Origin of the sequence: Cobetia sp. 5-25-4-2 (genome assembly GCF_013374075.1) — a bacterium.
Classification (GTDB): Bacteria; Pseudomonadota; Gammaproteobacteria; order Pseudomonadales; family Halomonadaceae; genus Cobetia; species Cobetia marina.
This window is the reverse complement of the sequence record NZ_BLWK01000003.1, coordinates 402,195-429,000: the sequence shown is the minus strand read 5'-3', so window position 1 is coordinate 429,000 and position 26,806 is coordinate 402,195. Positions and strand designations below refer to the sequence as shown.

Annotated in this window: 22 protein-coding genes; 13 read left to right on the top strand and 9 right to left on the bottom strand. The window is 64.9% G+C overall.

Annotation, left to right across the window (positions count from 1 at the left end; translation table 11 throughout):
• The first annotated feature begins 22 nt into the window (after positions 1-22).
• Positions 23-1,186, top strand: a complete 1,164-nt coding sequence (locus HXS65_RS09370) for an HlyD family secretion protein (RefSeq protein WP_176493721.1) — start codon at positions 23-25, stop codon at positions 1,184-1,186.
• Positions 1,187-1,188: 2 nt separating this feature from the next.
• On the top strand, positions 1,189-2,763 hold the full coding sequence (locus HXS65_RS09365) for a DHA2 family efflux MFS transporter permease subunit (RefSeq protein ID WP_077378613.1): 1,575 nt from the start codon (positions 1,189-1,191) through the stop codon (positions 2,761-2,763).
• A gap of 93 nt (positions 2,764-2,856) precedes the next feature.
• On the opposite strand, the gene HXS65_RS09360 is transcribed toward HXS65_RS09365, so the two are convergent.
• From HXS65_RS09360 to HXS65_RS09345, 4 genes are all read right to left on the bottom strand, one after another.
• Entirely contained in the window at positions 2,857-4,383 is a 1,527-nt protein-coding gene (locus HXS65_RS09360; RefSeq protein WP_176493720.1) for a 4Fe-4S binding protein, read from the bottom strand.
• 43 nt (positions 4,384-4,426) lie between these two features.
• Complete coding sequence (locus HXS65_RS09355) at positions 4,427-5,287, bottom strand: FTR1 family protein (RefSeq protein ID WP_077378619.1); 861 nt, start codon at positions 5,285-5,287, stop codon at positions 4,427-4,429.
• 123 nt (positions 5,288-5,410) lie between these two features.
• Entirely contained in the window at positions 5,411-5,785 is a 375-nt protein-coding gene (locus tag HXS65_RS09350; RefSeq protein ID WP_176493719.1) for a cupredoxin domain-containing protein, read from the bottom strand.
• Positions 5,786-6,008: 223 nt separating this feature from the next.
• Positions 6,009-6,569, bottom strand: a complete 561-nt coding sequence (locus tag HXS65_RS09345; protein ID WP_077378625.1) for an iron transporter — start codon at positions 6,567-6,569, stop codon at positions 6,009-6,011.
• Positions 6,570-6,817: 248 nt separating this feature from the next.
• Here HXS65_RS09345 and HXS65_RS09340 point away from each other — a divergent pair, with 248 nt between their 5' ends.
• A complete protein-coding gene (locus HXS65_RS09340) occupies positions 6,818-9,259 on the top strand; it encodes a GNAT family N-acetyltransferase (protein ID WP_176493718.1) in 2,442 nt (813 codons plus the stop codon).
• A gap of 279 nt (positions 9,260-9,538) precedes the next feature.
• The gene (locus HXS65_RS09335; RefSeq protein WP_176493717.1) at positions 9,539-11,002 is read left to right on the top strand and encodes an aminoacyl-histidine dipeptidase; all 1,464 of its coding nucleotides are present in this window, start codon (positions 9,539-9,541) and stop codon (positions 11,000-11,002) included.
• A gap of 130 nt (positions 11,003-11,132) precedes the next feature.
• Here the strand turns inward: HXS65_RS09335 and HXS65_RS09330 are convergent, their stop codons facing one another.
• Complete coding sequence (locus HXS65_RS09330) at positions 11,133-11,519, bottom strand: hypothetical protein (RefSeq protein ID WP_136939110.1); 387 nt, start codon at positions 11,517-11,519, stop codon at positions 11,133-11,135.
• Between the two features lie 279 nt (positions 11,520-11,798).
• A complete protein-coding gene (locus HXS65_RS09325; RefSeq protein WP_084209441.1) occupies positions 11,799-12,386 on the bottom strand; it encodes a type 1 glutamine amidotransferase domain-containing protein in 588 nt (195 codons plus the stop codon).
• A gap of 214 nt (positions 12,387-12,600) precedes the next feature.
• Here HXS65_RS09325 and rmuC point away from each other — a divergent pair, with 214 nt between their 5' ends.
• From rmuC to HXS65_RS09300, 5 genes are all read left to right on the top strand, one after another.
• A complete protein-coding gene (gene rmuC / locus HXS65_RS09320; protein ID WP_255304471.1) occupies positions 12,601-14,379 on the top strand; it encodes a DNA recombination protein RmuC in 1,779 nt (592 codons plus the stop codon).
• Positions 14,380-14,685: 306 nt separating this feature from the next.
• On the top strand, positions 14,686-14,982 hold the full coding sequence (locus tag HXS65_RS09315; RefSeq protein ID WP_084209440.1) for a DUF2282 domain-containing protein: 297 nt from the start codon (positions 14,686-14,688) through the stop codon (positions 14,980-14,982).
• A gap of 90 nt (positions 14,983-15,072) precedes the next feature.
• Positions 15,073-16,017: a DUF692 family multinuclear iron-containing protein gene (locus tag HXS65_RS09310; RefSeq protein ID WP_176493716.1), complete on the top strand. Its 945-nt coding sequence runs from the start codon at positions 15,073-15,075 to the stop codon at positions 16,015-16,017.
• Positions 16,014-16,820 carry a DNA-binding domain-containing protein gene (locus HXS65_RS09305; RefSeq protein WP_176493715.1) on the top strand — a complete coding sequence of 269 codons (807 nt, stop codon included), beginning with the start codon at positions 16,014-16,016 and terminating at the stop codon, positions 16,818-16,820. The genes HXS65_RS09310 and HXS65_RS09305 overlap by 4 nt, the downstream gene beginning before the upstream one ends.
• 108 nt (positions 16,821-16,928) lie before the next feature.
• Positions 16,929-17,402, top strand: coding sequence for a DoxX family protein (locus HXS65_RS09300; protein ID WP_077378649.1), 474 nt, complete (start codon positions 16,929-16,931; stop codon positions 17,400-17,402).
• Between the two features lie 79 nt (positions 17,403-17,481).
• On the opposite strand, the gene HXS65_RS09295 is transcribed toward HXS65_RS09300, so the two are convergent.
• The 3 genes from HXS65_RS09295 to betT form a co-directional block, all read right to left on the bottom strand.
• A complete protein-coding gene (locus tag HXS65_RS09295) occupies positions 17,482-18,594 on the bottom strand; it encodes an App1 family protein (RefSeq protein ID WP_077378652.1) in 1,113 nt (370 codons plus the stop codon).
• Between the two features lie 356 nt (positions 18,595-18,950).
• The gene (locus HXS65_RS09290) at positions 18,951-19,430 is read right to left on the bottom strand and encodes a Dps family protein (RefSeq protein WP_065392451.1); all 480 of its coding nucleotides are present in this window, start codon (positions 19,428-19,430) and stop codon (positions 18,951-18,953) included.
• A gap of 469 nt (positions 19,431-19,899) precedes the next feature.
• On the bottom strand, positions 19,900-21,897 hold the full coding sequence (gene betT, locus HXS65_RS09285) for a choline BCCT transporter BetT (protein WP_077378655.1): 1,998 nt from the start codon (positions 21,895-21,897) through the stop codon (positions 19,900-19,902).
• 401 nt (positions 21,898-22,298) lie between these two features.
• On the opposite strand from betT, the gene HXS65_RS09280 reads away from it, so the two are divergent.
• Genes HXS65_RS09280 through HXS65_RS09265 form a run of 4 tightly spaced genes read left to right on the top strand, consistent with a single transcriptional unit; the run spans position 22,299 to position 26,763 of the window.
• Complete coding sequence (locus tag HXS65_RS09280; protein WP_136939105.1) at positions 22,299-22,925, top strand: hypothetical protein; 627 nt, start codon at positions 22,299-22,301, stop codon at positions 22,923-22,925.
• Positions 22,925-23,341 (top strand): hypothetical protein, encoded by a 417-nt coding sequence (locus HXS65_RS09275; RefSeq protein WP_084209437.1) that lies wholly within the window; start codon positions 22,925-22,927, stop codon positions 23,339-23,341. Before HXS65_RS09280 ends, HXS65_RS09275 begins: the two co-directional genes overlap by 1 nt.
• A 13-nt stretch (positions 23,342-23,354) precedes the next feature.
• Complete coding sequence (locus tag HXS65_RS09270) at positions 23,355-25,355, top strand: ATP-binding protein (protein WP_176493714.1); 2,001 nt, start codon at positions 23,355-23,357, stop codon at positions 25,353-25,355.
• Entirely contained in the window at positions 25,348-26,763 is a 1,416-nt protein-coding gene (locus HXS65_RS09265; RefSeq protein WP_176493713.1) for a sigma-54 dependent transcriptional regulator, read from the top strand. Before HXS65_RS09270 ends, HXS65_RS09265 begins: the two co-directional genes overlap by 8 nt.
• The last annotated feature ends 43 nt before the right edge of the window (positions 26,764-26,806 follow it).

Below are 26,806 nucleotides of genomic sequence, written 5' to 3'. Positions count from 1 at the left end.
GGCAGCAACAGAGAGTCGCCGTATGAACAAGGCAGGCAAGGGCGCAGTGGCGCTCCTCGTGGTGGCGGGCGTGATCGTGGGTGGCGTGATGGGAGTCGAGTGGTGGCAGGTCGGGCGCTTCATGCAGGAGACCGACAATGCCTATGTGCGGACCGACAGCGTGCCGGTACGTTCCGAGATCACCGCGCGCGTGACGCGCATGCTGGTGCATGACAACCAGCCGGTGAAGAAAGGGCAGTTGCTGGTTCAGCTGGACGATGGGGATGCCAGGGCCAACCTGGATCAGGCGAGCGCCGCACTCGACAAGGCGCGCACCGGGGAAGTACAGGCCGAGCGTCAGCTGGATCTGCAGAGCGCGAAGATCGATGAGGCCAAGGCGGCCCTGGCCTCGGCCAAGGCCGAGCGCGATCAGGCCGCGCTGCATCTCAAGCGCTCAAGGAGTCTTGAGAGCCGCAGCTATGCCTCGCGGCAGTCCCTTGAAGATGATCAGGTGACCCTGCGCACCGCCGAGGCCAGCGTGGCGCAGCAGCAGGCGTCGCTGGTCTCCGCGCGTCAGCAACTCGAGGTCTACAAGGCACAGCTGGACTCGGCCCGCGCCGAAGTGGTGTCAGCGGCGGCGGATCTCGCCTACGCGCGCCACCAGCTGGAGAAGACCTCGATTCGTGCGCCCCAGAACGGCGTGGTCGGCAATCGCAGTGTCGAGGTCGGCACCATGGCCAGCGCCTCGCTGACCCTGATGCAGCTGGTGCCGGTGGAAAGCGCCTACGTGGTGGCCAACTACAAGGAAACCCAGACAGAGCGCATGCGTGTCGGGCAGCCGGTCCACCTTGAGGTGGATGCCTATCCGGACATCGAGTTCGAGGGGGTGGTGGACAGCCTCGCGCCGGCGACCGGCACCGAGTTCAGCCTGCTGCCGACGGACAATGCCACCGGCAACTTCAACAAGATCGTCCAGCGCGTGCCGGTGCGTATCCGCCTGACCGGCCCGGAAGCGGCATTGCCACGCCTGCGGGCGGGGCTGTCGGTCGTGCCGTCCATCGACACCCGCGAGCTGCCGGAGACCGGCACCTATGCGGCCAGTGTCACCGCGCCTGTCACTGCGGCTGTCACCGCGCCAGTCATGGCACCTGATAGCGTGCAGGTCGCCTCCGATGTCGCGGCCACCGCCGAACACGGAGCGCAGTGAGCATGGCCGAGGCAACCGCAGCCCCGGCAGGGGCTGCCAGTGACATGCCGTCGCGCCGTCAGCAGATCGGCTTCATCGCGGCGGTGTTCGGCATGTTCATGGCGATCCTGGATATCCAGATCGTCGCTAGCTCGCTCAATGAGATCCAGGCGGGCCTGGCGGCCAGTCCCGAGCAGGTCTCCTGGATCCAGACCAGCTATCTGATCGCCGAGATCGTGATGATTCCGCTCTCGGGCATGCTGGCGCGCATCTTCTCGACCCGCGTGGTACTGACCGTCTCGGCGCTGGGGTTCACGCTGGCGAGTCTGGGCTGTGCATTGTCCACCTCGCTTGAGGCGCTGATCGTGCTGCGTGCGGTCCAGGGCTTCATGGGCGGGGCGATGATTCCGCTGACCCAGGCCGTGAGCTTCTCGATCTTCCCGCGACGCAAGATGGGCACCATTCAGGCGGTGATCGGCCTGGTGGCGACCATGGCGCCGTCCATCGGTCCCACCGTCGGTGGCTATCTGACCGAGTATTTCAGCTGGCACTGGCTGTTTCTGGCCAATCTGCTGCCGGGCATCCTCGTGGCCAGTCTGGTGTGGCGCAATCTGGAGATCGACAGCGGTGATCGCGGATTGCTCAAGCGTCTGGACACGCTGGGACTGTCGTTGATGGCGGTGTTTCTCGGCAGCCTCGAATACGTGCTGGAGGAGGGGCCGGGAGATGACTGGTTCGCCAGCACCCCCATCCTGCTGTGGGCCATCGTCTGTGCGCTGAGCTGCGTGGGCTTCTTCTGGCGCGTGCTGAGTGCTGACAACCCCATCGTGGATCTGCGCGTGTTCAAGAATCGCAACTTCGCGCTCGGCGCGCTGGTCGGCTTCTGGCTGGGCGTGGTGCTCTACGGGCTGGTCTATCTGGTGCCGCTGTTCCTCGGCAGCGTGCGTGGCTTCTCGAGCCTGCAGATCGGCGAGGTGATGTTCGTGGCGGGCGTGGCGATGTTCCTGATGGCACCGCTGTCGGGCAAGCTCTCCGATCTCATCGATCTGCGCCTGATGATGTTCATCGGTCTGGTGCTGACCGGTGTCGGCACCGGCATGAATGCCCATCTGACATCGGGCTCGGGCTACAACGAGTTCTTCTGGCCGCAGGTCATCCGTGGCGTGGGCCAGATTCTGGTGCTGCTGTCGGTGTCACGCCTGGCGATGGGACGACTGGCACCCCACGAACTGGGCAACGGCAGTGGCCTGTTCAACGTGATGCGCAACCTGGGCGGTGCGGTGGGTCTGGCGCTGATCGATACCGTGCGCGACTGGCGGGAGGACTACCACTGGAACCAGCTGATCGGCTCCATCGACCAGAGCCGCCAGGTGGTGATCGACCAGCTGGCCAGCTATCAGGTGACCTTCTCGGGCCTGACCGACCCTTGGCAGGCGGGCGTCGCGATGATCGCGCAGCGCATCAGTCTTCAGGCCGAGGTGCTGGCCTTCGACAATATCTTCCTGTGGCTGGGCGCGGTCTATGTGGTGGGCAGTGTCGTGGTGATCGCCTTCCGTCGCCCGGAGAGCGAGGGCAGTGACGAAGGCGGCGCTCACTAGCGTGGCGTCCCGTGGCGTCACCGCCGCCCCGGCCAACCAAAAGACCCGCCTTGATGGCGGGTCTTGTCGTTTCAGCCTTCGGGTGACAGCGTCTCACCAGCCCCAGAACATCAGGTACCAGACCCCCAGCGCGGGCAGGCAGGCCAATGCGACGCTTGTCGTGCCGACCAGTCGCGCGGCGTTGCCGGCGAGCCGTCCACCGTTGCGCTGCTCGCCGTTGCGCTGCTCGCCATTGTGTTGCTCGCCATTGTACTGCTCGCCAGTAATGCGCCAGGCCAGTCGCAGGCCCCACAGGCAGGCCAGTGCCAGCAGCACGGCGCGAAGATCATTGGCCCAGGTGAGGTTGATGCCGTCACCGCGCAGCAGCGTCATGGTGGTGGCGGAGAGGCCGAGGAACACGCCGAGCCCGCCCAGCGGAATCAGGCTCAGCGAGAGATGCCACAGGCGTGACAGCGTCGCCTTGCCCCCCATCAGCCAGTTGCCAAGCAAGAGCGGCAGGCTGGTGAGTGCGCCCAGCAGACCGCCGCCCACCACGATCCACAGCGTGATCAGACTGCCATCGAGCAGATTGAAGACATCGTTGTGCTCGGGGTAGTTGGTCAGGATCCAGGTGGGCAGGGTGGTGGTCAGCGGCCACATCAGATCATGCTCGATCAGCCAGACGGCCAGCTGCTGCTTGAGCGCGACGAACCACGGGCTGGCGCTCCAGCTGAAGGCGCCGATGGCGATGCCGAGCAGGCCGAACACCAGCACCGAGTAGTGGGTGAAACGCACCGGCTGCGGCGGTTCGACCAGCTCCACGCCCGGCGACCGCCATTCCAGCTGCATCGCGTCCTTGTAGCCACTGCAGCGCCCGCAGACATGGCAGTCGCCGGCACTGTCGAGCTGCTTGAGCGGAATCAATGGCGCGCAGTCAGGCGCATGCGTACGCACGGCATTGCCCTGGCGCACGGCGCGGTTGTGGGCGTTCCAGCGCGCCTGGTCGGTACGGAAGTGGGTCGGCGAGAGGCGCGCCAGCAGATTGAAGACGCCATTCACCGGGCATAGCTGACGGCACCAGACGCGTGTGCCCTTGCCGTAGATCAGCCCGACCACGATCGCCGCCACCGTCGAGCCGCCCAGTACCACCAGCGCGCCCAGCGGGTACTGATAGACGCTGGCCAGCTGACCGTAGAGCGTGGTGCCCAGGAAGGCCACGAAGGGCCAGCCTCCCCAGCGCATCCAGCCCGGAATCGGCCGGCCGAGCCCGATGCGGCTGGCGGCCTCCGTCAGGGTGCCCTCGGGGCAGAAGACCCCGCACCACACCCGGCCCATCAGCACCATGCTGATCAGCACGAAGGGCCACCACAGCCCCCAGAACACGAATTCGGCGAACACCGTCAGATTGGTGAGGATGTGCGCTTGATAGTCGGGCAGCGGCAGCAATGCCGGCGCCACCAGCAGGAAGGCATAGATGCCCACCACCAGCCACTGGATAAGCTGGATCAGGCCGCGCCGCTGTTGCATCGCCTGGCCGAAACGCGCGATACGCGTGGCTCGGGAGGCGCCGGCTCCGGCGTCACTGGCGATGATGTCCGCCCGTGCGTCGGGGCGTGCGGAGTGTGTACTGCAATGGGCCATGAACGCTTCCTCTTCTCTCACTGGGCAGTGCGCGGGACGGGCATCAGCTGCGCGCGCGGGCGGTGAGCTGCTTGCGCTGATCCTTGCGCTCCACCTTGCGCTGGCGCTTCATCAGAGTGATGACGATGACCCAGTAGAGGGCATAGCCCAGCACCATGGTGGTGGCGGGCCAGGCGCGATAGCCGGCGAAGGTCGCCAGCAGGCCACCGAGACCGCTGCCATCATCGAGCAGCCAGCTGGAATCCCACAGCGGGTCGAGACCGGCCGGCAGATAGCCCAGGCCGATGAGCTGCTCAAGCCCTGACATCAACAATGACGCGGCCAGCAGCAGCAGCAGGACTTCCGTGACGCGGAAGAACAGCTTCCAGGAGAACAGGCGCGAACCCAGCTGCAGGGCCATGAAGGTCGCCACTGCCAGCGCGAAACCGATGAAGGCCGCGAGAGAGAAGCTGCCGATGCCACCGGACTGCAGGCTGGCGGCGCCCATGCCGTAGAGGAAGACGACGGTTTCCGCACCTTCACGTGCCACGGCGATGGCGACCAGTACCGCGACCCCCCAGTAGCTGCCGGAGGAGACGGCCTCGGCCAGGCCGCTCTCGAGTTCTGCCTTGAGAGTCCGGCCCTTGGTCCGCATCCAGAGCACCATCTGGGTGATCAGCAGGCAGGCGATCAATACCAGCGCCGCCTGGAAGACTTCCTGGGCGGTGCCGGTCAGCCAGGTGTTGGCGCCCATCAGGGCCGCGCCCATCAGTCCGGCCAGCACCAGACCGGCAACGACCCCACCCCACAGGTAGCGCAGCCCGGCGCGCGTGCCCGACTGCACCAGCCAGGCATGCATGATGCCGATGACGAGAATGGCTTCGACGCTTTCGCGCCAGACGATAAACAGAACCTGATCAAACATGGCGGGACTCTCGGGGACAGCGGGCAGGGTGAGGAATCGGCAATGCCGTTCGTGCCCTGACAGGGAAGAGGTGGCAGGCGCGGCAGGGGACGAGGCAAGTGACGGCGGACATGTGCCTGTGCCTCAGTCTTCTGCGACGACCTTGCCGCGGGCATCCGGCAGGTGGAAGTCATCGAAGTAGTCGTAGCTGCCGGCACGCAAGGGGTGGATCACCACGAAGGATTTCACGCCCGGGGCCAGCACCTTCTCCTTGCGCAGCGAATTGCTCTCGAATTCGGCGGGCGTGTTGCCCGCGTTGTGCAGCTGGATGACGAATTTCTCGCCGGACTTGACCTTGAGCACCTCGGGACTGAGCTTGCCGTTGGTGAGCGTCAGGTCATAGGACGGCATGTCGCTGGCCAGCGTCACGCGCGGCAGCAGTGCCGCCAGCAGCAGAGCGAGGGTCGGCAGCAGCGCAGCGACGGACTGCCGGGCAGATCGACGACGAGGAAGGCGCATGATGGGCTCCGGGATAGTGGGGTAGGCACTCGGCAGAGGCACGAGGGAGGGTCATTCGGACGTGGCACTCGCGGGCGCCAGGTGCCAGGGATGGAGGGTTGCCGGCAGAGCGACCAATGGCCGCGAGCGCTTTTCAGCACAGGCGGCCATTGGAGACAGCGGGCGGACATGCCGGCGGATACGAGATGGCGCCGTCATGTCCGCCACGTGCAGAGGCTGGTGCTCAGTAGCCGCCTTTCTTGCCGACACCGGCATACACGAAGTCGTAATCGGTGGTGATGGTGTCCGGCCACTCGGCGACACCGGTTTCCTTGTCGATGTGACGCGGCATGTCCGGGTGCTGGATGTCGAAGGTCAGGTGGTACTTGCCCGGGCCATCCAGCTTGACGTTCTTGCCATAGTGGGTGCCGTCGTTGGCGATCATCGGCACCAGATCGCCTTCGATCGGGGTATCACTGCCCTGCTTGGTCAGGGTGTAGTGAATGCCCAGATAGGGAATCCAGTCGCCCGGCGCGAAGCCGTTGTCGTTTTCCATCAGTGCGTGGATATCGGCTTCCAGATGGATGTCGGCCTGATTGGCCGGCAGCTTGCCGGCCGGGGCCATCACCACTGGCTGCAGATAGACGGCCGCGATTTCCATGCCGCCTTCCTTGACCGGAGTGCCGATCGGGTATTCCAGTGCCGAGGCCTGGCCCGCCACGAACGGTGCCGCCAGGCTCAGGGCGAGCAGGGCAGGCTTGAGCGCGCGGGGCAGAGTAGTGGTGACGAAATGACGCTGTGGCATCGGGGATGGCTCGCAATAATGGGAAGTGGAGCTTCATTATCCTGATAGGCATAAATATAACCATTCTCATTCTTGCGCCGCCTGCGTTGCCTATCTTGCAACGGGGTGTTTTTAAATATGAGATATTACTTAAATAAAAGGACGTTGAGAGAGAGGGCTGCCCGGCGTGACTGGCCCCTGGCCTCCCGTCATGGGGATTCCAGCACCATGTCTGGTCTGCCACGTCACCATGCGGCATGCTGCGCGCCATGATGACGATTTCTTCACGTTACCCCGCCCCATTGGACCCTCCCGCCGTCGATGCCTGGTGCCGGACACTGCATGAGCGCCTGCTCGCGCGGCATCAGCGCGCCTGTCTGTGGATCAGCGGCGGAGAGGGCACGGCCAGCGATCCCTGCGCTGCTGCGCTGGCGATCTGTGATCTGTGGCCAGCGCGTGAGCCTGCTCCGCTGTGGCTGGGCGCCGGGGAGGCGATCACGACGCCGGGCGGGACACACGTGCGCTCGCTGGCGATGGCCAAGGCTGCCACTCAGCTGGGCGGCGAGCAGGCATTGGTCGTCTTCGATGCCGCACATCCACAGAGTGGTCTTGATCCCGATGCCTTCGGGGCCGTGGCCGGCACTCTGATGGCGGGAGGACTGCTGGTGCTGGTGACGCCTGCCGCCTGGGCCGACGCCGAGCCAGCGCCAGCGCCGGATGGCGATTACGCGCGTCTGGCGCACTGGCCGTTCGCGCGTGAGCAGCTTGCGGCGCGCTATCTGGCGCGGCTGGCACGGCGTCTCCAGGCGGATGCCAGCGTACTGCACTGGCCGCAGGGCGAACCGTTACCGACGCTGCCACCCGCCGGGGAGGCAGCGACCCGTGTCGGTGAGGTCACGGACCCTGATTGCCTGACGTCAGATCAGGCCGAGGTGGTGGCCGCGCTGGCGGCGCTCCGCCCGAACCAGCCGGTGGTGATCAGTGCCGATCGTGGCCGCGGCAAGAGTGCCGCGCTGGGCATCGCCGCGGCACGCTGTCTGGCAGCGGGGGAAAGTGTCTGGCTGACGGCGCCACGGCCGGCGGCGGTGGCCGCGGTCTTCGCGCGTCTGGCAGCGCTGCTGCCGCGGGGGTGCCGCGAGGGCAATGCCTTTCGGCTTTGCGTGCCGGCAGCGCACCCCGCGCAAGCCCGGCGGACAGCTGATGGAGCGGAGCTTGCGAGCGAGCTGCGTTTCCTGGCACCGGACGTCATCACCGCCGCCCGCCTCGCCTGCCTGGAGGGGCCGCTGCCGCGCTTGTTCGTCGATGAAGCGGCCGCCATCCCCACCCCGTTGCTCAAGGCGTCTCTGGCGCATTTTCCGCGCATCGCCTTCGCCACCACCGTCCATGGCTATGAAGGTACCGGGCGAGGTTTCCAGCTGCGTTTCCGCCAGCATCTCGAGCGTCAATGCCCCGGCTGGCAGGCGCTTGAGATGACCACGCCTGTCCGCTGGGCGTCCGGTGATCCGCTGGAGGCGCTGATCGATGATCTGTTGTTGCTCTCGGCACCGCCATCAACGCTGGCGCCGGTCATGGAGGATCGCAGCGATGCCGAGCAATGGCTGGCCGGCAGTGAGGTCGTCGTGCTGGATCGGGACGCTTTGGCACGCGATGAAGCGATGCTGGAGTCGCTGTTCGGCCTGCTGGTGCAGGCGCATTACCGCACCACGCCGGCGGACCTGCGGCAGCTGCTGGATACCCCGGGGCTCAGGCTGCTGGCGATTCGCCATCAGGAGACCGCCAGTGGCAAGCCGGCATGGCTGGGCGTCGTGGCGGCCGTCGAGGAGGGCGGGTTTCCTGCACCGCTGGCAGAGGATATCTGGCGAGGTCAGCGGCGGCCGCGCGGGCATCTGCTGGCGCAGTCTCTGGCGGCGCATGCCGGTCATCAGGCGGCCGCCGAGACGCGCTGGTGGCGGATTCTGCGCATCGCGATACATCCCGCACTGTGGCGGCGTGGGCAGGGGGCGCGCTTGCTCAATGCGCTGGAGCAGCAGGCACGGCTGGCGGGTGTCACTCGTCTCGGCACCAGTTTCGGGGCCGAGGCGGGGCTGGTGGCCTTCTGGCTGTCCCAGGGCTTCATGCCACTGCGCATGGGGCTCAAGCGGGATGCGGCCAGTGGCGAGCATGCGGTGATGATGGGCAAGGCGACGGGGGAGTCATGCGATGGCGCAGGCGAGGCCTCGCCGAGAGATACCTTGCTCGAGGCGCTGCATCAGGACTTTCAGCATCTGCTGCCGAGCCTGCTGGCGCATGAGCTGGCCGGGCTGCCTGACGTGCTGGCATCGCGGCTCGCCCTGGGCGGTCAACCGGCTCAGGGCTGTCAACCGGCTCAGGGCTGTCAACCGGCTCAGGGCTGTCAACCGGCTCAAGGCTGGCCGCAACGACTCGACTGGTATCGGCGCGGTGGCGGAGGTCTTGCCCTGGTGCGGCCGTGGCTGCAGGCCGCGCTGAAAGCCCACGGCTCCCCGGATGAGCAGTGCGTCGGCTCATCCGGACTGGATGAGGCCGCGCGTCACGGACTCGCACTGGCCCTGGCCGGCCAGGATGCACCAGCCTTCATCGACTGGGCCCAGCGTCAGGGCATCGTGGGGCGCAAGGCGCGTGATCGCTGGTGTCGTGCGGCGGCAGGGCGTCTCGTCGATGCGCACGGTGCCCTGCCTGGCGGCGATCCTTGATCAGAGGCCGGGGATGCCGATCGGTCCCGGCATGTCGGGAATCGGCGAGCAGCCGCTCAGCATCAGCAGGCCAGCAGTGGCGGAAAGGACGGATAACAGCAGAAGTCGGCGGGGCATGAGGGCTCCGGTTGTCAGGGGCTGGAAGTGCACAGCGTGGCCGTGTCGAGAGATCTCATCCTTGCATATTCGCAGTCACTGATCGACAGGCACCGACAACCACTAGCCATGGCCGTGGACGGTTCCGTATGCTCGGGGATGACAAGAACAGGAAACTTCGCCATGAATGAGCATATCGACACGTTGGAACCCGCCATTGTCTGGCGTCATTTTCGTACCCTGTGCAATATCCCGCGCCCTTCCGGGCATGAAGCGGCACTGGTTGAGCATCTGATTGAGTGGGCGCAGTCGCGCGGCCTCGCGCATGACCGCGATGATTTCGGCAACCTGCGTCTGCGCAAGGCGGCCACCCCCGGCCATGAGAGCGCTCCGGGGATCGTGTTGCAGGGGCATCTCGACATGGTGGCCCAGGCGGCCAGCGACTCCCGCCATGACTTCACCCGTGATGCGCTCGAGACCTATCTCGAGGATGGCTGGCTCAAGGCGCGCGGCACGACGCTGGGCGCCGACAATGGCCTCGGCGTCGCCGCGGCGCTGGCGGTGCTGGAAGACGAGACGCTGGTGCATGGTCCGCTGGAGGCGTTGTTCACCTTCGAGGAAGAAACCTCGATGGGCGGCGCATTGAATCTGGCCGAAGGCTGGCTGGAAGGGCGCTATCTGCTCAATCTGGACTCGGAGGACCGTGGCCAGGTCTATATCGGTTGCGCTGGCGGTGCGGACATCAATGTCGCGCACGAATTCGCCACGTCCTCGCTGAAGGATGCCGAGGCGGAGCTTGAGCTCACCATCGGCGGGCTGGTCGGAGGACATTCCGGGCTCGACATCCATCGTGGGCGCGGCAATGCCAACCGCCTGATGTCACGGGCACTGGTGGCGCTGGCGGAATTCTCGCCGCGTCTGGTCAGCTGGTCTGGCGGTACGCTGCGCAATGCACTGCCACGCGAGGCGACCGTCGGCGTGGTTCTGTTCGATGAGCGTGTCGCGGCAGCCCGCCAGCGTCTGGCGGAATTCGAGGCGCAGATTCGCGATGAGCTACGTGACACGGACCCGGACGTCACCCTCAGCGTGACGCGCGGCAATGCCGAGAGTGCCCTGTCCGTCGAGGATACCCAGCGGCTTGTCGCCGTACTGGATGCCGCGCCCTATGGCGTGGAGCGCATGAGTGCAGCCGTGGAAGGCGTGGTGGAAACCTCCAACAACCTCGGCGTGGTCCAGCTGCGTGAGGGGAGTTTCCATCTCTGCGCCCTGGTGCGCTCGCTGCGTGATGATGCGGTCTCCATGATGGAGCAGCGCATCCGCGGGCTGTTCGGCCTGTTGGGGGCGCACACTCAGGCCGAGAATGCCTACCCGGGTTGGCAGCCGCAGCCTGAGGCGGAGCTTTTGGCGCGATTCTGCCGCCTGCACGAGCGCGTCACCGGCCGCGCGCCGGAGATCAAGGTCATCCATGCCGGACTGGAATGCGGCATCCTGGGGGCCAAGTATCCCCAGCTCGAGATGATTTCCTTCGGCCCCTTGATTCGCGGTGCGCACTCACCCAGCGAGCGCGTCGAGGTCGACTCGGTCGGGGAATTCTGGCAGGTGCTCAAGGGACTGATCACGACGCTTGCCGAGCCGCGCGACGCCTGATCCGGGCCGATTGACTCCCCACGACACCGCCCCCGCAGGTAGCCTGCGGGGGCGGTGTCGTATCTGGGCATCAGGCTCTCGTTGAGCTTCCTGCGGTGGCGCTGGCTGGGCACTTCGAGAGTGCGTCAGCTCAGTGGATATTGATGCGTATCGCCGGGAAGCCGATGCTCACGCCATCGTGACGGCGGCGCAGGTCATGGCGGCGCGAATCGTATTGTCGATACTGATGAGGCGCGTAGCGCTCATGTTGGTAGTAGCGGCGCTGGGGAATGCGGTGACGCGTGTCGTGGCGAGAGTGATGGCGCTCCACCCGCGGCTCGTCGAACATCCTCAGATGGCGGCGCTTGATCGCCTCATGGCGGCTTTGCGGCGTGCTGTGACGCTCGATGGTCTGTCGGCCGTGATGCTGCTGACCCTGTGAGCGATGACGATCATCCGCGGCAACGACACCGGGGATGGCAAGGCTCAGCATGAGTCCCAGGCTCAGCAGGACTGGTGCCATTGTGATGGTGTGCATGGGGTGGTCTCCCGTGTTGTCGGATAGTCACCCTTCTTGATCCCTGTTCACACGATACCGTGTCGCGGACACTTTGACGAACAGCGTTCTCTGATGTGTCGACGTCTCCCTGAGTCCATGTCGTGATCTTCTGGCCTTCATGCTCTATGGCGCTCAAGGTAAGTGCTTGCTCGCAAATGCTTTTCCCTCGATGAGCGTCAGTCTGCGGTGCAGAGCGCAAAAAAAACGCCCCTGCCGCGGGGGCAGGGGCGTTTTCGGGTGCTGTCGTCGGGGACGAGATCAGGCGTGTTGATGCTGATGCTTGCCCTCGGCGAGCTCCTCGAGCAGCTTGGCATTGAAGGCATCGAGGTCATCCGGCTTGCGGCTGGTGACCAGCGCGCTGTCACACACGACGTCGCTGTCCTGCCACTCGGCACCGGCGTTTCGCAGGTCCTGGGCGACGGAGGGGAAGGAGGTCATCTTGCGGCCTTCGACCACCCCGGCGTTGATCAGGATCCACGGCGCGTGACAGATGGCGGCCACCGGCTTGTGGGCCTGGAAGAAGCTGCGCACGAAGTTGAGTGCGGTCTCGTCCTGGCGCAGGGTATCGGGATTGAACAGGCCGCCCGGTAGCACCAGGCCATGATAGTCGTGTTCGCTGGCATCGCTGAGCGAGGTGTCGACCTGGTAGGTCTCGCCCCAGTCGGTTTCGGCCCAGGCACGAATACCGTCTTTCTCCGGCGAGACGATGTGTACCTCGACGCCCGCCTCCTGCAGTGCGGCGCGCGGCACCGCAAGCTCGGACTCCTCGAAGCCATGGGTCGCGAGAATGGCCACGCGCTTACCTTGCAGTTGTTGACGTGTCTGCTGATCGGTCTGCTGTGTCATGCAAATCTCCTTTCCGTGCTTCGGCTCTTGCGAGCGTGTTGGGCAGAGAAGGGAAAAATTCTGCTCTCAGCATGCGTTACTCACTGAGGTGAGCGCCCCACGTTGATGCAGCGAATTCCCGTCCTTTCGTGCCCTGACACTCAAGACATGGATGCGCGATACTGACTTTCAAGGGGGTGACCCCACTGCGTTTTCACCGGCCATGGAGTGCCCGATGCCTCTGCTTTCTGAATCCTCCGCCGTGATGTGGTTGCTGGTCGGCGTGCTGTTGATGCTGTCGTTGATCCTGGGGTTGGGCTGGCGGCGAACCCGCGAGCAGCTTCACGCTCTCGAAGAGAGCAGTGACGAAACCCGGCAGGCGTTGCAGCAGACGCTTGAAGAGGCGCGGGATCTACAGCAACAGGCCGAGCAGCGGGCGGCCCTGGTCGAGCAGCGTGCCGCACTGGATGGGCAGCAGGCGGAGCAGCAGCAACGCCATCTGAGCCAGTCGCTGGAGGAGGCGCGCCAGGCGCGCGATGCGCTGACGGAACAGCTCGCCACGCTGCGCGAATCGCTGCAGGGGCGGCTTGATGAACAGTCGCGTGCGCTGAGTGAACAGCAGACGCTGGCACGCAGCCTGACCCGCCAGCAGGAAGTGCTGGAGGCCCAGCTGCTGGAGCGCGAGGAGCGTCTCGAGACATTGACCGAGCGCTACGCCGAGCTGCGCGAGACGCATGCCTCGCTGGTCACGCGTCAGCGTCAGGAGGCCACTCATCACGCCGAGCAGCTGGCACTGCTCAACGACTCCCGCGAACGCCTGAGTCAGGAATTCGAGCAGCTGGCAGGCAAGGTGTTCGAGGAGCGCCAGCAGCGTTTCACCGCCGCCAGTGGTGCCCAGCTCGAACAGTTGCTCAAGCCGTTTCGCGAGCAGGTCGGGGACTTTCGTCAGCGCCTCGAGCAGCTGCATGGCGAGGAGGTACGCGAACGCACCAGCCTCAAGAGTCAGCTCGATCAGCTGGCGGGACTCAATCGCCAGATCACCGAGGAAGCGGCCAATCTGTCACGTGCGCTCAAGGGCGACAGCAAGATGCAGGGCAACTGGGGCGAGATGATTCTGGAGACCGTGCTCGAGCGCTCCGGCCTGCGAGAGGGGATCGAGTTCAAGCGCGAGGTGTCGTTCAGCGGTGAAGGCGGGCGCCAGCGCCCGGATGCCATCGTCTACCTGCCGGACAACAAGCATCTGATCATCGATGCCAAGGTCTCGTTGAGCGCCTACACCGACTACGTCAATGCCGCGGATGAGACGGCGCGGGCGCGAGCCCTGAGGGCGCATCTGACCTCGGTGCGCGGCCACGTCACGGGACTGGCGCGGCGCAACTATCCCGCCATCGAGGGGCTGGGGTCACCGGATTTCGTGTTCCTTTTCCTGCCGATGGAGCCCGCCTTCGCGCTGGCCTTCGAGCATGACGACAGCCTGTTCCAGGACGCCTTCACCCAGGGCGTGGTGATGGTGACGCCGACCACCTTGCTGGCCAGTCTGCGCACCGTGGCCAGTCTGTGGAGTCTGGAGCGCCAGAACGACAATGCGCGCGTGATCGGTGAGCGTGCCGGGGCGCTGCTCGACAAGTTCCGCGGACTTGCCGAATCCCTCGAGGAGCTTGGCAGCCAGCTGGGCCGTACCCGCGAGGCGCACGATACCGCCATGAAGCGTCTGGCCAGCGGGCGCGGCAACCTGATCAGTCGTGCCGAGGAGCTGCTGGAGCTCGGTGCGCGCATGAAGAAGCCGTTGCCCGAGACCCTGGTGCGTCAATCCCGTGACTCCCTGCATCACCAGGGGCCGGTCTCTGGCCCGACATCGCAGTCCGATGCTGCTATTGAATCTGATCCTGAGACTGAGACTGAGACTGAGACTGAGCCTGAGCCTGCCTCTGGCTCGACGGCGGACAAGGCTCAAGGTGCCACGCTATCGCGCTGGGAACATCTGGAGCGCAAGTGGCAAGGGGACACCCCGTGAACCGGCACATCTCGCTCATTGCCGGCTGACACTCGGTGGCATGCCATCTCTCGTATTCCCTGTTCTTTCTCGACGGCCCTCCAGCAGGGCCGTTTTTCTTGAGATGCAGGGTCAACGCAAGCTCGGACTATCGTGTTCTGACGCGGCGAGGAAGGAAATATCGTGAGTGATGCAAAAAATTCGACATCTTCTGCATCCGTTCTCCGGACCTCCCCGTAAGTTGGTTTGAGCCTGCGGTAATGGGGCGAAAATGACAAATGAACAACTTTCAGCTCATGAATGAGCGTTTTCTCAGGAGATGTGCCCATGTCTACCAAGTCCAACAAGTCCGCCAAGACCGCTTTCGCCCTGGCTTCCGCCCTCGGTACCGCCGTAGCGCTGTCTGCCGCCGTGGTCTCCATTCCGGCGCATGCCGCAGGCATGGAAAAGTGCTATGGCGTGTCGCTGGCCGGTGAGAATGACTGCGCTGCAGGCCCGGGCACCTCCTGTGCCGGCACTTCGACCGTCGATTATCAGGGCAATGCCTGGAAGCTGGTCCCGGAAGGCACCTGCACCTCCATCGAAACGCCCACTGGCACCGGCAGCCTGGAAGAGATCAAGTAAGCATCACGCCTCGGGTCTCCCCCGAACCTGACGTCCGGTGGGCGGGTGTCTCACCCCTCCGCCGGACGCTCGCAGAATCGAGAGGTCGTCATGCACGAGTCATCCCCCACCTCCCGCAGCCCGGATTTCGGTACGGCCTTGCCGTCGTTCGATGACATGGCCACGGGAATCAGCCTCAAGGCGCAGCATGTCAGGGAGCTGATGTCATCACGGCCGGCGCTGGGGTTCCTCGAGATTCATGCCGAGAACTACATGGGCGCAGGCGGAGCCCCCCATGCGCGGCTGGATGCGCTGCAGGAGTATCCGCTGTCGATCCATGGTGTCGGCCTGTCGCTGGCATCGGATCGTCCGCTGGAGGCCGCGCATCTGGCGCGCCTTCGAGCGCTCTGCGAGCGTCACCCGCCTACCAGTGTGTCAGAGCATCTGGCCTGGGCCGGCCATAGCGGCCACTTCTACAACGACCTGCTGCCGGTGCCATTGACCGACGCGATGCTGGCACGGGTCAGCGATAACCTGATGCGGCTGCAGGACTGCCTGGGCCGCCAGGTATTGATCGAGAATCCCGCACACTATCTGCGCTTTGATGCGCAGGCTCTGGGCGCGGAGTTGATTCCCGAGACGAATTTCCTGACCCGACTGGTCGAGCGCAGCGGCTGTGGACTGTTGATCGACGTCAACAATGTCTTCGTCTCGGCGCACAACATCGGTGTCGATCCTGCGGCATGGCTTGAGTCGATCCCGGCCGCGGCCGTCGGCGAGATCCATCTGGCGGGTCATGTCGTCGATGAGCGCGAAGGCCTGCTGATCGACAATCACGGTGCGCCGGTCTGCGAGGCGGTATGGGCCCTGTATGCCGGCTTCATCCAGCGAGTCGGGCCGCGCCCGACCCTGATCGAGTGGGATACCCAGGTGCCGGCGCTGGAGGTGTTGCTGGGGCAGACGGCTCGGGCCGAGCAGATTCTGCAGAGCGCCTTGGTTCAGCAGGGCTCTCGGGTTCCGCAGACCTCTGGCCCTCAGGTGGAGAGTCCGCGATGAGCACGCCAACGGCCCCCATGACTGACCATGATCTTCTCGCCTGGCAGCGGGCCTTCATCACGGCGCTTGAGCAGCCTGACCGTCATCTGCCGGGCATCGAGGCGGCACATCAGGGGCGTCTTGACGTCTATCGCAACAATGTCTGGGCCAGCCTGGTCTCCGCGCTGCAGGACGCCTATCCCGTGACGCGTCAGGTCGTGGGCGAGCGCTTCTTCGCGGCGCTGGCGCATGATCACTCACGCCGTCACCTGCCGGAATCGCCCTTGATGATGGAGTACGGGGCGGGGCTTGCCGAGACCTTGCACACGACTCTGACGACGCTGGTCGAGCATCGACAGGCATCGGCCGCTCAGCTGCCGTTCTACGCGGTGGATCTGGCGCGGTTCGAGGCCGCGCGTCTCACGGCCTATCACGCCGCCGACGCTGAAGTGCTGGCACCGGCCAGGCTGGCGCAGCTGTCACCCGAGGCGGTGATGGCGTTGACCTTCCTGCCTCATCCCGCGGCAGGTCTGCTGCGCCTGGAGCATGCGATCTTCGAAGTCTGGCAACGCCACCAGCATGAGGGAGCCAGCCTTGAAGGCCTGGATGTCGCGCGGCCCGAGAACCTGCTGATCACCCGTCCGGTCCTGGAGGTTCAGGTGACGGTGCTGTCAGAGGCGGCTGCCTGGTTGCTCGACCTGCTGTTGGCGGGTGAATCGCTCGCGGATGCGGCCGCCATGCTGGCGGATGTCCATCCCGAGCAGGACCTGGGGCAGCTGCTGGCCCCTCTGCTGGCAAGTGGCGTGTTTCTCGCGCCGGACTAGTGTCGCCCATGATCTTTCGTCCATGCCAGTCTCCTGCCGACCTACCCGGGCCGAGCTGGCGCATCCCCTTTTTCTCGCGCACTGGCGCATCCTTGAGGAGGCCTCATCATGAGCCTTGAGTCATCTACGACGCCCGCGGTCCGTACCGGTGTGGCGGGGCAAGTCCTGAACGTGTTCGTCTGGCTGGAAAATCTGCGCATGGATGCCGTGCTGATCCTGATGCGCATCGTCATTGGCGCCGTGTTCTTCATGTCAGCGCAGACCAAGGTCGACGGCTTCGCGCTCAAGGAAAGCACCTTCTTCCTGTTCGAGTACGAATACGCGTTGCCGCTGGTCCCGCCGGTACTGGCCGCCTATCTGGCCACGATTGCCGAGCATCTCTTCCCGCTGATGCTGTGGCTGGGCCTGGGCTCCCGCCTTGCCGCGCTGGGTCTGGCCGGCATGACATTGACCATTCAGCTGTTCGTCTACCCGGAAGCCTGGGTAACCCACGGTCTGTGGCTGTCCAGTCTGCTGGTACTGGTGCTGCAGGGCCCGGGGCGTCTATCACTGGATCACCTGATTCGCTCACGTATCGCCTGATCTTGCCTGCTGGCCATAACGCAAGACGGAGACCTCAGGGTCTCCGTCTTGCGTTGTGCGTATCGTGGGTCGTCGTGGGTCAGACAGGCTCTTCGGCGCGCTGATGCTCGATCTCGGCACGTACCATCTCGACACTTGCGGCATCGATGTAGTCATTGGCGTGTGCATGATGCGCCATGTCGAGGCTGTCGGTGCTCAACAGCATGTCGCAGCCCAGTGCGGAGAGCTCCTCGCCCAGCGTGGCCAGCTCTGCCTTGCGCGATTCGGAGTCACCGATCTGGCGAATGTAGATGGCGCAGATGCGGCCCGGGTAACGGCGCACGACATCGGCATAGACCTCCGGATCATGCTGACCGCTGTCTCCGATGAGCAGGAACTGCATCTCGTCATACAGGTCGAGCATCTTCTCGATCAGCGCCTGCTTGTGGTCTTCCGAGCGCTTGGGCAGAGGGCGCTGCAGCGTCAGTCCCCATTCGCGCAGGAACAGGATGGGGCCGACCGGGATGCGGTTGTGCTGGAAGAACACCTCCAGCATCTCATAGATGCTCCAGGGGCCGCGTGAGACGTAGAGCAGCGGGCGACTCTGCTGACCGTCGCTGCCCTCGTGGAGCGCCTGATAGAGCGCGGCGACTCCCGGGAAGGCAGTGCGTCGCTCGGCGGATTCGATGAACAGCCGATAGAGCATCTTGAGCTTGTTGGCGACACCGGTGTACATCACGGTGTCGTCGATATCGCTGATCACGCCCAGCCGGGTGCTGGCCGGTGGCAGGTAGACCTGGGCCTCGCCCTCGACAGCGGCCTGCTTCGGCGGCCGGGCGGTGATCCGTGCCGTCTGCCATTGGCCTTGATCTGCCAAGGGCGACAGCAGAGGCAGGTGGACGCTGAAGTAGCCATCGCGGTCGGTGACGACGGTGGTCTGGTTGCCGCCAAGGCTGACGTCCACCTCCACGCCGCCCTTGCCCCAGCGCAGCAGACGGCGGCCGACATCCATCAGGTCGCGCCCGGCCCCGGGCGCCAGCTGACTGCGCGAGCCGGGCTGCTGGAAGATGCGGCCCATCAGAAAGGCTTCATTGTGTGAGCCATAGCCACGATAGGCATGGATGACGCAACCATCCTTGCCCTGGGCATGGCGCATGGGCTTGGCAGCCACATGCAGCAACTTGCGTAGCAGACGTGTCAGCGGCAGTGACATGCAACCCTCCTGGTATGACGCCTGATCAACCTGCCTGATTGGCAGCCACCCTGCGTGTCGCGTGATGATGCGCTTCCGAGCATGGTCCTGCGCCTCTTGCTCAAGTGCTTCTCGGGCTCAAGTGCTTCTCGGGCTCAAGTTCTTCTCGGGCTCAAGTTCTTCTCGGGCTCAAGTTCTTCTCGGGCTCAAGTCCTTCTCGAGCTCAAGTTCTTCTCGAGTCTGCCCCTCGAATGGTGTCCGACCCACGAAAACGCCGCCTTCCGGACACCGCGCAAGCACGGGACAGAAGGCGGCGTTCACGGCCTGCCGATCACGCTGGCGGCAGTGTCAGACACGCGATGGTGTCTTGGTCAGAATCACTCGCCCAGGTAGGCGGACAGCATCCAGACCGTCTTTTCCTGCTCGCGGATGTAGTCGCCGACCAGCGAGGCAGTCCCTTCATCGTCGGCATCGGAGGCGACGGAGAGGATTTCACGCTGCAGCTCGATCAGGGACTTGTAGCCGGTGAGCAGACCCTTGACGCAAGCGGTGCCATCGCTGACATGGGTGTCTTCCTTGATGGTCGCCACGCGAGCGTAATCGCTGTAGGCGTGCATCGGCTCGTGACCCAGGGTCAGGATGCGCTCGGCGATCTCGTCGACCTTGGTCAGCAGGTCGGTGTAGGTTTCCTCGAACTTCACGTGCAGCTCGAAGAACTGGTTGCCCTTCACGTTCCAGTGATAGCCACGCGCGTTCATGTAGAAGGTCTGGTAGTTGGCCAGCAGCACATTGAGGTGCTCCGCCAGCTGGGTTGCGCTGGAAGTATGCAGGCCAATGGCATTGGTATCGGTGGACATGAAGACTCTCCTTGAGAATGGGCGACGTGAAATGTGGTTGGAATACGTGGTGAGGCAGGGCGCGGGCACTGAGGACAAGCAGGCGATATCCCTTACCTTCGAGTGCCTCAGGTTCATGAAGCCAAGTCCATGGCACCAGGCCCGAGCAACCGGGTCGATGACACCAGTGTAGAGGGTGACGGTGCCGTGCAGTAACGAATTCGCTGCATCGTCGTGATCGTCTGGTGCTATGACGTGTTCCGGTGCGAATGATCGGATGACTGAGCCATCCAGTGCCTCACGATGAATCCGTGATCAAGCGTCTTTCTGGTACATGCGGCTCAGGATGACGCTTTTCAAGGTGGCACGGCAAGGTAGCACGCGGTTCATTGCCGGGGCATGACCGTGAGAAACGCAAAGGCCCCGCACGGGGCGGGGCCTTTGCGACAGCCAGACCAGCAGCTGTCATCACTTCAGCAACGCTCAGGCGTCAGTTGCGCGCCATGTGCAAGAAGTGCATGTGCTTCTCGTACTGATCCAGTACATCACCGATGACCTGCTCCTTGGTGTAGCCCATCAGGTCATAGGTCTGGCCGCCTTCGCGCAGGAAGACCTCGGCCCGGTACTGGCGCTCCACGTCACTGGTGCCCTTGCGCTTGACGTTGCGCAGCGCGAAGGCCGGTGCCGCATACTCGCGGACACGTACGCCATAGATGAAGTCGATCTCGTCGCCATGGCTGACCTGCAGATAGCTGCGGTCATCTTCGTCGTTGACGCGCACATCCAGTCCCTGTGCCTCGAACTCCTTGGCGACATCCGACAGCGCCGGCGTCACGACATCCGACAGATACTGCTCGACATTCTTCTGCTGCGGCGTCTCGACCAGGGTCTGGACGCGCTTCTGCCAGCTGCGTGCACCACCGGCGGTATGCCCCGGCGTGTTGCTGAGATGCTGCATGGAGCGCTGCTTGACGCCTTCAAGACGCAGTGCCTTGAGCAGGCCGTAGCAGACGAACATCAGGATGATGGCGAAGGGCAGAGCAGAGGCCAGCGAGGCGGTCTGCAGTGCGCCGAGACCCCCGGCCATCAGCAGCGCCACGGCCACGAAACCTTCGGACACGGCCCAGAAGATGCGCTGCCAGACCGGAGATTCATCGCCTTCCTTCGAGGTCAGCATGTCGATGACCAACGAGCCGGAGTCGGAGGAGGTGACGAAGAAGGTCACCACCAGCACCGTGGCCAGCAGGGAGGTCACGCTACCGAACGGGAACAGTTCCAGGAACTTGAACAGTGCCACGGAGGCATCCGCGGAGACGGCTTCGGCCAGATTGCCAGCGGCGTCGGTCATCAACAGGTGCAGTGCACTGTCGCCGAAGAAGGTCAGCCACATGAAGGTGAAGCCCATCGGCACGAACAGCACGCCATAGACGAATTCACGGATGGTACGACCACGCGAGACGCGTGCGATGAACATGCCGACGAACGGGGACCACGCGATCCACCAGCCCCAGTAGAACAGGGTCCAGCCACCCAGCCACTCGGACGGGCCGTCTTCCGGGATGTAGGCGAACATGTTGAAGGTCTTGTCGACCACTTCGCTGAGGTAGCCACCGATGTTCTGGATCAGGGTCTGCAGCAGGAAGATGGTCGGGCCAACGCACAGCACGAACAGCATCAATGCCAGCGCAAGACCGAGGTTCAGCTCGGAGAGACGACGGATGCCGCCGTCCAGCCCCATGACCACGGAGATGGTCGCCAGGCCGGTGATGATGGCGATCAGGATGACCTGGGTGGTCAGGCTGTTGTCGATATCGAACAGATAATGCAGACCGGAGCTGACCTGCAGCACCCCCAGACCCAGCGAGGTGGCCACCCCGAACATGGTGCCGAAGACGGCGAAGATGTCGACGGCATGACCGATCGGGCCGTGGATGCGCTTGCCGATCAGCGGGTACAGCGCGGAGCTGATGCGCAGCGGCAGGTTGTGGCGGAAGCTGAAGTAGGCCAGCGCCAGTGCCACGACGGCATAGACGCCCCAGGCGTGGATGCCCCAATGGAAGAAGGTGGTCTTCATGGCCTCGCGAGCGGCTTCCACGGTACCGGCATCGCCCACGGGCGGTGCGGTGAAGTGGAAGACCGGCTCGGCGACACCATAGAACATCAGGCCGATACCCATGCCCGCGGAAAACAGCATCGCGAACCAGGAGCCGTAGCTGAAGTCCGGCTCGGAGTGGTCCGGCCCCAGCTTGATGTCACCGGATTTCGAGAAGGCGAGCCCCAGCGTGAAGACCACGAACAGCCCCATGGCCAGCAGGTAGAACCAGCCGACGGTATCGATGATCCAGGTCTGGACGTGGCCGAAGACCACGTTCGCCGTCTCGGGCATGGATACGGTGAAGATCACGAACGCCAGTATCACCACGGCGGAGCCGAAGAAGACTGGTGGATTGATCTTCGCGACCGTAGGTTGGTCGGCATTTTCTGACATAAATTTCTCTCCCTGATTGCCTGTTCGACGATAATGGTAACTTATTGAACCTGTGGCGTCGTGAGTTGTCCGCGCCATATCGTTTCCATGTGTAACCGATGATGAGGCCATGGAAATGCGATGGGGACGAAAGCGCTCCGGCACGCTGATGCCTTGGCGCATCGCGGGTCAGGCGTCGTGCCAGCCGGTACTGGCCGTCGCCCGGGAACATGCATGAGGTAGGCGTTGGCGTGGTGGCGAGCTAAGATGAGACCGTCTGCATTCAGGCCCCTTTACTGCTTGATACTATAGTTATGCACAAATCCTACAAGGCTTAAGTGTCAGTCTAGTGGCTTTGCGCCATCTCGCGGATGAAAATCGTGATGGATCGCCAAGTCAGATGGCTGACCGGAGACGTTCGCATGTTCTCTCGACTTCCCTTAGCTCCCTCTCGGACCGAGGCAAGCGCTCGAACGCCGCAGGCCGGAGCGGTGTCTCGCACGGGGCTGCTCATCTCGGGCCTGCTGCTGTTGAGCGGCTGTTCCACGCTGACGAGTCAGGACCCGCTATCTGCCCATGACAGCGAAGCGCTGCCTGCGGCCTGCATCTTCCCGCGTCAGGGCGATGCCGATCAGTGGCTGCGCGCCGCCGCCGAGGTCGTGGAGGCCCGTGGCTACAAGGTGCGCGAAAGTGAGCTGTCGCTGGGCCTGGTGACCGGGGAGCGCAAGGTCGACCAACCGGGGCTCGGGGCCATCGAGGGGCCCTTCGGCTCTCGCATCGGGTTCTCGGTGGGCTACGGCGTGGCCGCCGGGCGTGGCATCGGTGTCGGGGTGGGCAATGACGTCTATCGGGACGACCCGATCAGCTTCGAGCGCATCTCGCTGGTGGCACCGGACGAGCGAGTGCGCGTGATCCGTGATGAGCAGGTCATCAATCAGGGCGGGTATGTCATCGATGCTCGACCACAGAATCTCAGCGAGAGCTGTCAACAGATCGAACGTCAGCTGGAAGCCGCGCTGGCGGGCCGTGATCCTCGAGAGGTGCGCTGATGAATCCTTCCCTTCCTCGCTGCCTGCGTCTGGTGGCCTGTCTCGCCCTGCTGTCGCTGGGCGGCTGCATGACACAGCCGACCCATGCGCCGGACTCCCGTACCGCGGTGATCGCGCCCGACAGCGGCACGCTGACCTCCCGGCAGGTCTTCGTCACGCTGATGACCACGCTTGCGGAGCGCGGCTTCATCATCGAGCGGGCAGACCCGGATCTCGAGCGGCTGGATGCCAGCTACGCCGCCAGACCACCGCTGACTCTCGACGCCTGGGTGAGTGAGGTGAACGGCCAGATTCGTCTGAGCGTGACGGGTGACAGCAATGGCGCCGAGATCGCGCCGGGGCGACTCGACAACCTGCTGGTGGACGTGGCCGTGGCGCTGAACGCACGTACCGTGCCGGTGATCGGCACGCCATGATCGCCAGCACCCCATGACATCGCGCCATGCCCCGGGGCGCGGTCGGGCATCTTCCGATCGCTTGCGCCCGGAGGGATTGAGTCTGCACCGACGACGGCGCCTGGCCTGGCTGGCACTGGGCGCCAGCCTGTTGGCCGGCGTACTGGTGCTGTTCGCGCTCTGGCAGTGGGAGTTCGCCCGCAGCGAGCGTGAGGCACGCCAGCATGCGGCCACTCGGCTGCACTTCTATGCCAGCACCCTCAATGCGGAGTTGTCGCGCTTTCAGTGGCTGCCCGCCATGCTGGCGCGACAACCGCGCGTGCGTGCTGCCTTCGATGACACGGCCGATGTCGCCGAGTCCGGCAATCGTCTCGACTGGCACCTGCAGCGTGTGGCCCGGGAATCCGGCGCCGCCGCGATCTTCCTGACGGATGCCTCCGGCGTGACGCTGGCCGCGAGCAACTTCGATGAATCCGACAGCTTCGTGGGCCATCGTTACGCCTACCGGCCCTATTTCCTGGATGCGATGGCGGGCGGGCGCGGGGAATTCTTTGCGGTGGGCAATACCACGGGGCGCCCCGGCTACTTCGTATCCGCGCCCGTGGCGGGGGCGGGCGGCCAGCCGCTGGGCGTGCTGGTGGTCAAGGTCTCGCTGGAGGCGCTGGAGGATACCTGGCGCCAGGCCGGCGAAACGGTACTGCTGGCCGATGCCAATCGTGTCGTGCTGCTGGCCTCACGGCGGAGCTGGAAATACCGCACCCTCGAACCTCTCGCGCCCGCCGCTCTCGACGACATCCGGGCGCAGCAGCAATTCCGCGGGGCGCCGCTCTCCCCGCTGGCGCGCTCGCTGGAAGACGGCAGTCTGGTGCTGGGGGCGGGAGAGGCGTCTTCCCGCTCCTCGACTTCCGTCGGCCAGCGCTATCTGGATGAGTCGCTGTTCAGTGGTCCGCTGGCCTGGCAGCTGCACTTTCTGATGCCGCTGCGGCCTCTCTATATACAGGCGCGCAACACCATGCTGGCCGGGCTGGCGGTACTGCTGGGGCTGGGCATGCTGGCGCTGTGGATGCGCGAGCGTCAGGCGCGCCTGCGGCTCATCCGGCGTGAGGCGGTGGTCATGCGTGAGATCAACGAGCGTCTCGAGGAGCGTGTCGCCGAGCGCTCCCGCGAGCTTGAGGCCACCCGTGACGAGCTGGTGCAGGCGGGCAAGCTGGCGGCGTTGGGCACCATGGCTGCCGGCATTGCCCATGAACTCAATCAGCCGCTGGTCGGCATTCGCACCTATGCCGCCAGTGGCGGGAAGTTGCTGGCGCGTGGCGTGTCTCAGGCGACGACCCGCCCGGAGCTGCTGCCACGTGCCGCCGAAGCGGCGAGCGGCAATTTCACGCGTATCGCGGCACTGGCCGAGCGTCTGGGCGACATGATCCGCCAGTTGCGGGTGTTCGTGCGGCCGGCCAGTCAGCAGCCGCCAGCGCCGCTGGCACTGGTGCCTCGCATCGAGTACGCCCTGGAACTGCTCGATGAGCGGTGCGAGCTTCTGGGGCTCGTGATCGAGCGGCAGGGACTGATGCCAGAGGTGCGGGTGATGGGAGAGCAGGCGCGCCTCGAGCAGCTGCTCACCAATCTGATCCGCAATGCCGTGGATGCGCTGGAGGGTCAGCAGCGCGATGGCACCCTGGACGGGGGCGCCCGTATCCGGCTGAGCTGGCAGGCCTGGCCTGAGGTTGCCTGGCTCGAGGGGCGGCCCGGCGGTTGCCTGCGCATCGAGGACAATGGCCCCGGGATCGACCCGGCATTGCGGGCCACCCTGTTCGACCCCTTCACCACCACCCGCGAAGTGGGTGACGGCATGGGCATGGGGCTCTTTCTGAGCTATGGCATGGCACGTGACCTGGGCGGTGTCCTGCGGCTTTCGGACGATGCCCCGCCGGGTGCGCTGGGCGGTGCCAACTTCGAACTGTGGCTGTGCACGCCCCCTGATGACGCGGGCAGCCCGACACCCACTCGACTGACCCCGGAGGCACCTGACCATGAGTGATGCTGCCTTCGAGACGGGCGATGAGCGCCTGACTCAGGATCATGAGCTGACCCGCGAGGCGCCCATCTGGCTGGTGGACGACGACCCGGCCGTGCGGGAATCGCTGTCTCAGTGGCTGGAACTTGCGGACCTCAACCTGCGCTGCTTCCCGCGGGCCGAGGCCTTGCTGGAAGCGCTGGCCGCCGGCGAGCCGGTCAGTGTGGTGATCAGTGACATTCGCATGCCGGGCATGGATGGGCTGACGCTGCTGTCACGGCTCACGCTCGAGGCGCCGGAGCTGCCGGTGCTGATGATGACAGGGCATGGCGATGTGGCCACTGCGGTCTCGGCCATGCAGGGCGGAGCGCGCGATTTCATCGAGAAACCCTTTGACCCGGAAGCGCTCGAGCTCAAGCTGCGTCAGGCGCTGGCAGGCCGGCGGCTGAGCGATGAGAACCAGCGGCTGCGTCGTCGCCTGAGCGTGCGGGGGCTTGCCGGTCTGCTACGTGGTGAAAGCGCGAAGATACGTCAGTTGCGCGAGCAGATACTGGAGCTCAAGGGGCATCCGGCACGCGTCTGGATCACGGGGGAGTCGGGCAGCGGGCGGACCACCACGGCGCTGGCACTCGCCGAGCATGCGCCGGCGGAGGGAGAGGCCCAGCGCGTCGGCACATCGCCGGCCTCCGCGTTGCTGGCGAAGGTCGAATGTCGTGCTCTGGTCGGTATGGCGTCGAGCGGCGCGGTATTGTCCGAGGCGATTGATGAGGCTCTTCAGGCCGCTCCCGAGATGAATACCCTGTTGCTGCATGGCGTCGACGTCCTGAGCCGTGAGCAGTGGCAGTGGCTGGACGCCTGGCTGAACGCTCAGCCCGAGGGCGGACGTCGCGCGCCGCGGGTGGTCTTCAGCGCCGAGTGCAGTGTCCAGGCCTTGGTGGCCTCCGGCACGCTGGGGCTGACGCGGGGGCATGCGCTGGCGGAGATCGAGCTGGTCACGCCGTCACTGCGTGAGCGGCGCGAGGATATCCCGTTGTTGATGGCGCATTTCAGCCGCCAGGCCGCCGACGTTCATCAGGTTCCTGACCTGCCCTTCGTCCGGGGCGAGCTGACGACCCTCATGGCGGCCGACTGGCCCGGAAATCTTGCCCAGCTGCGTCAGCTGGCCAGCCAGCGAACCGTGCTGGGTGAACAGGGGCAGGAGCCGCCGGCGACCGGGCAGGAAGCGGGAGAGGAGGACCCGGACGGGCTTGCCGCGCAGGTGGCGTTGTTCGAGGCGACGCTGATTCGAGCGGCCCTGACACGTGCCCGAGGCAACATTGCCCAGGTGCTGGAGGAACTGGCCCTGCCGCGCCGGACGCTCAACCTCAAGATGCACAAGTACGGACTGCGGCGTGATGACTTTCGTCATGGTGCGGACGGGGCATCGGAATGAGCGCCTGCTCGGGAATCAAATTGACGGTCTGGCGTCGAAGGGG

What these genes read in the sequence shown, in the direction of transcription:
- HXS65_RS09370 (WP_176493721.1), top strand. Translation starts at nt 23, where the DNA reads ATGAACAAGGCAGGCAAGGGCGCAGTGGCGCTCCTCGTGGTGGCGGGC.
- HXS65_RS09365 (WP_077378613.1), top strand. Translation starts at nt 1,189, where the DNA reads ATGGCCGAGGCAACCGCAGCCCCGGCAGGGGCTGCCAGTGACATGCCG.
- HXS65_RS09360 (WP_176493720.1), bottom strand. Translation starts at nt 4,383, where the DNA reads ATGGCCCATTGCAGTACACACTCCGCACGCCCCGACGCACGGGCGGAC.
- HXS65_RS09355 (WP_077378619.1), bottom strand. Translation starts at nt 5,287, where the DNA reads ATGTTTGATCAGGTTCTGTTTATCGTCTGGCGCGAAAGCGTCGAAGCC.
- HXS65_RS09350 (WP_176493719.1), bottom strand. Translation starts at nt 5,785, where the DNA reads ATGCGCCTTCCTCGTCGTCGATCTGCCCGGCAGTCCGTCGCTGCGCTG.
- HXS65_RS09345 (WP_077378625.1), bottom strand. Translation starts at nt 6,569, where the DNA reads ATGCCACAGCGTCATTTCGTCACCACTACTCTGCCCCGCGCGCTCAAG.
- HXS65_RS09340 (WP_176493718.1), top strand. Translation starts at nt 6,818, where the DNA reads ATGATGACGATTTCTTCACGTTACCCCGCCCCATTGGACCCTCCCGCC.
- HXS65_RS09335 (WP_176493717.1), top strand. Translation starts at nt 9,539, where the DNA reads ATGAATGAGCATATCGACACGTTGGAACCCGCCATTGTCTGGCGTCAT.
- HXS65_RS09330 (WP_136939110.1), bottom strand. Translation starts at nt 11,519, where the DNA reads ATGCACACCATCACAATGGCACCAGTCCTGCTGAGCCTGGGACTCATG.
- HXS65_RS09325 (WP_084209441.1), bottom strand. Translation starts at nt 12,386, where the DNA reads ATGACACAGCAGACCGATCAGCAGACACGTCAACAACTGCAAGGTAAG.
- rmuC (WP_255304471.1), top strand. Translation starts at nt 12,601, where the DNA reads ATGCCTCTGCTTTCTGAATCCTCCGCCGTGATGTGGTTGCTGGTCGGC.
- HXS65_RS09315 (WP_084209440.1), top strand. Translation starts at nt 14,686, where the DNA reads ATGTCTACCAAGTCCAACAAGTCCGCCAAGACCGCTTTCGCCCTGGCT.
- HXS65_RS09310 (WP_176493716.1), top strand. Translation starts at nt 15,073, where the DNA reads ATGCACGAGTCATCCCCCACCTCCCGCAGCCCGGATTTCGGTACGGCC.
- HXS65_RS09305 (WP_176493715.1), top strand. Translation starts at nt 16,014, where the DNA reads ATGAGCACGCCAACGGCCCCCATGACTGACCATGATCTTCTCGCCTGG.
- HXS65_RS09300 (WP_077378649.1), top strand. Translation starts at nt 16,929, where the DNA reads ATGAGCCTTGAGTCATCTACGACGCCCGCGGTCCGTACCGGTGTGGCG.
- HXS65_RS09295 (WP_077378652.1), bottom strand. Translation starts at nt 18,594, where the DNA reads ATGTCACTGCCGCTGACACGTCTGCTACGCAAGTTGCTGCATGTGGCT.
- HXS65_RS09290 (WP_065392451.1), bottom strand. Translation starts at nt 19,430, where the DNA reads ATGTCCACCGATACCAATGCCATTGGCCTGCATACTTCCAGCGCAACC.
- betT (WP_077378655.1), bottom strand. Translation starts at nt 21,897, where the DNA reads ATGTCAGAAAATGCCGACCAACCTACGGTCGCGAAGATCAATCCACCA.
- HXS65_RS09280 (WP_136939105.1), top strand. Translation starts at nt 22,299, where the DNA reads ATGTTCTCTCGACTTCCCTTAGCTCCCTCTCGGACCGAGGCAAGCGCT.
- HXS65_RS09275 (WP_084209437.1), top strand. Translation starts at nt 22,925, where the DNA reads ATGAATCCTTCCCTTCCTCGCTGCCTGCGTCTGGTGGCCTGTCTCGCC.
- HXS65_RS09270 (WP_176493714.1), top strand. Translation starts at nt 23,355, where the DNA reads ATGACATCGCGCCATGCCCCGGGGCGCGGTCGGGCATCTTCCGATCGC.
- HXS65_RS09265 (WP_176493713.1), top strand. Translation starts at nt 25,348, where the DNA reads ATGAGTGATGCTGCCTTCGAGACGGGCGATGAGCGCCTGACTCAGGAT.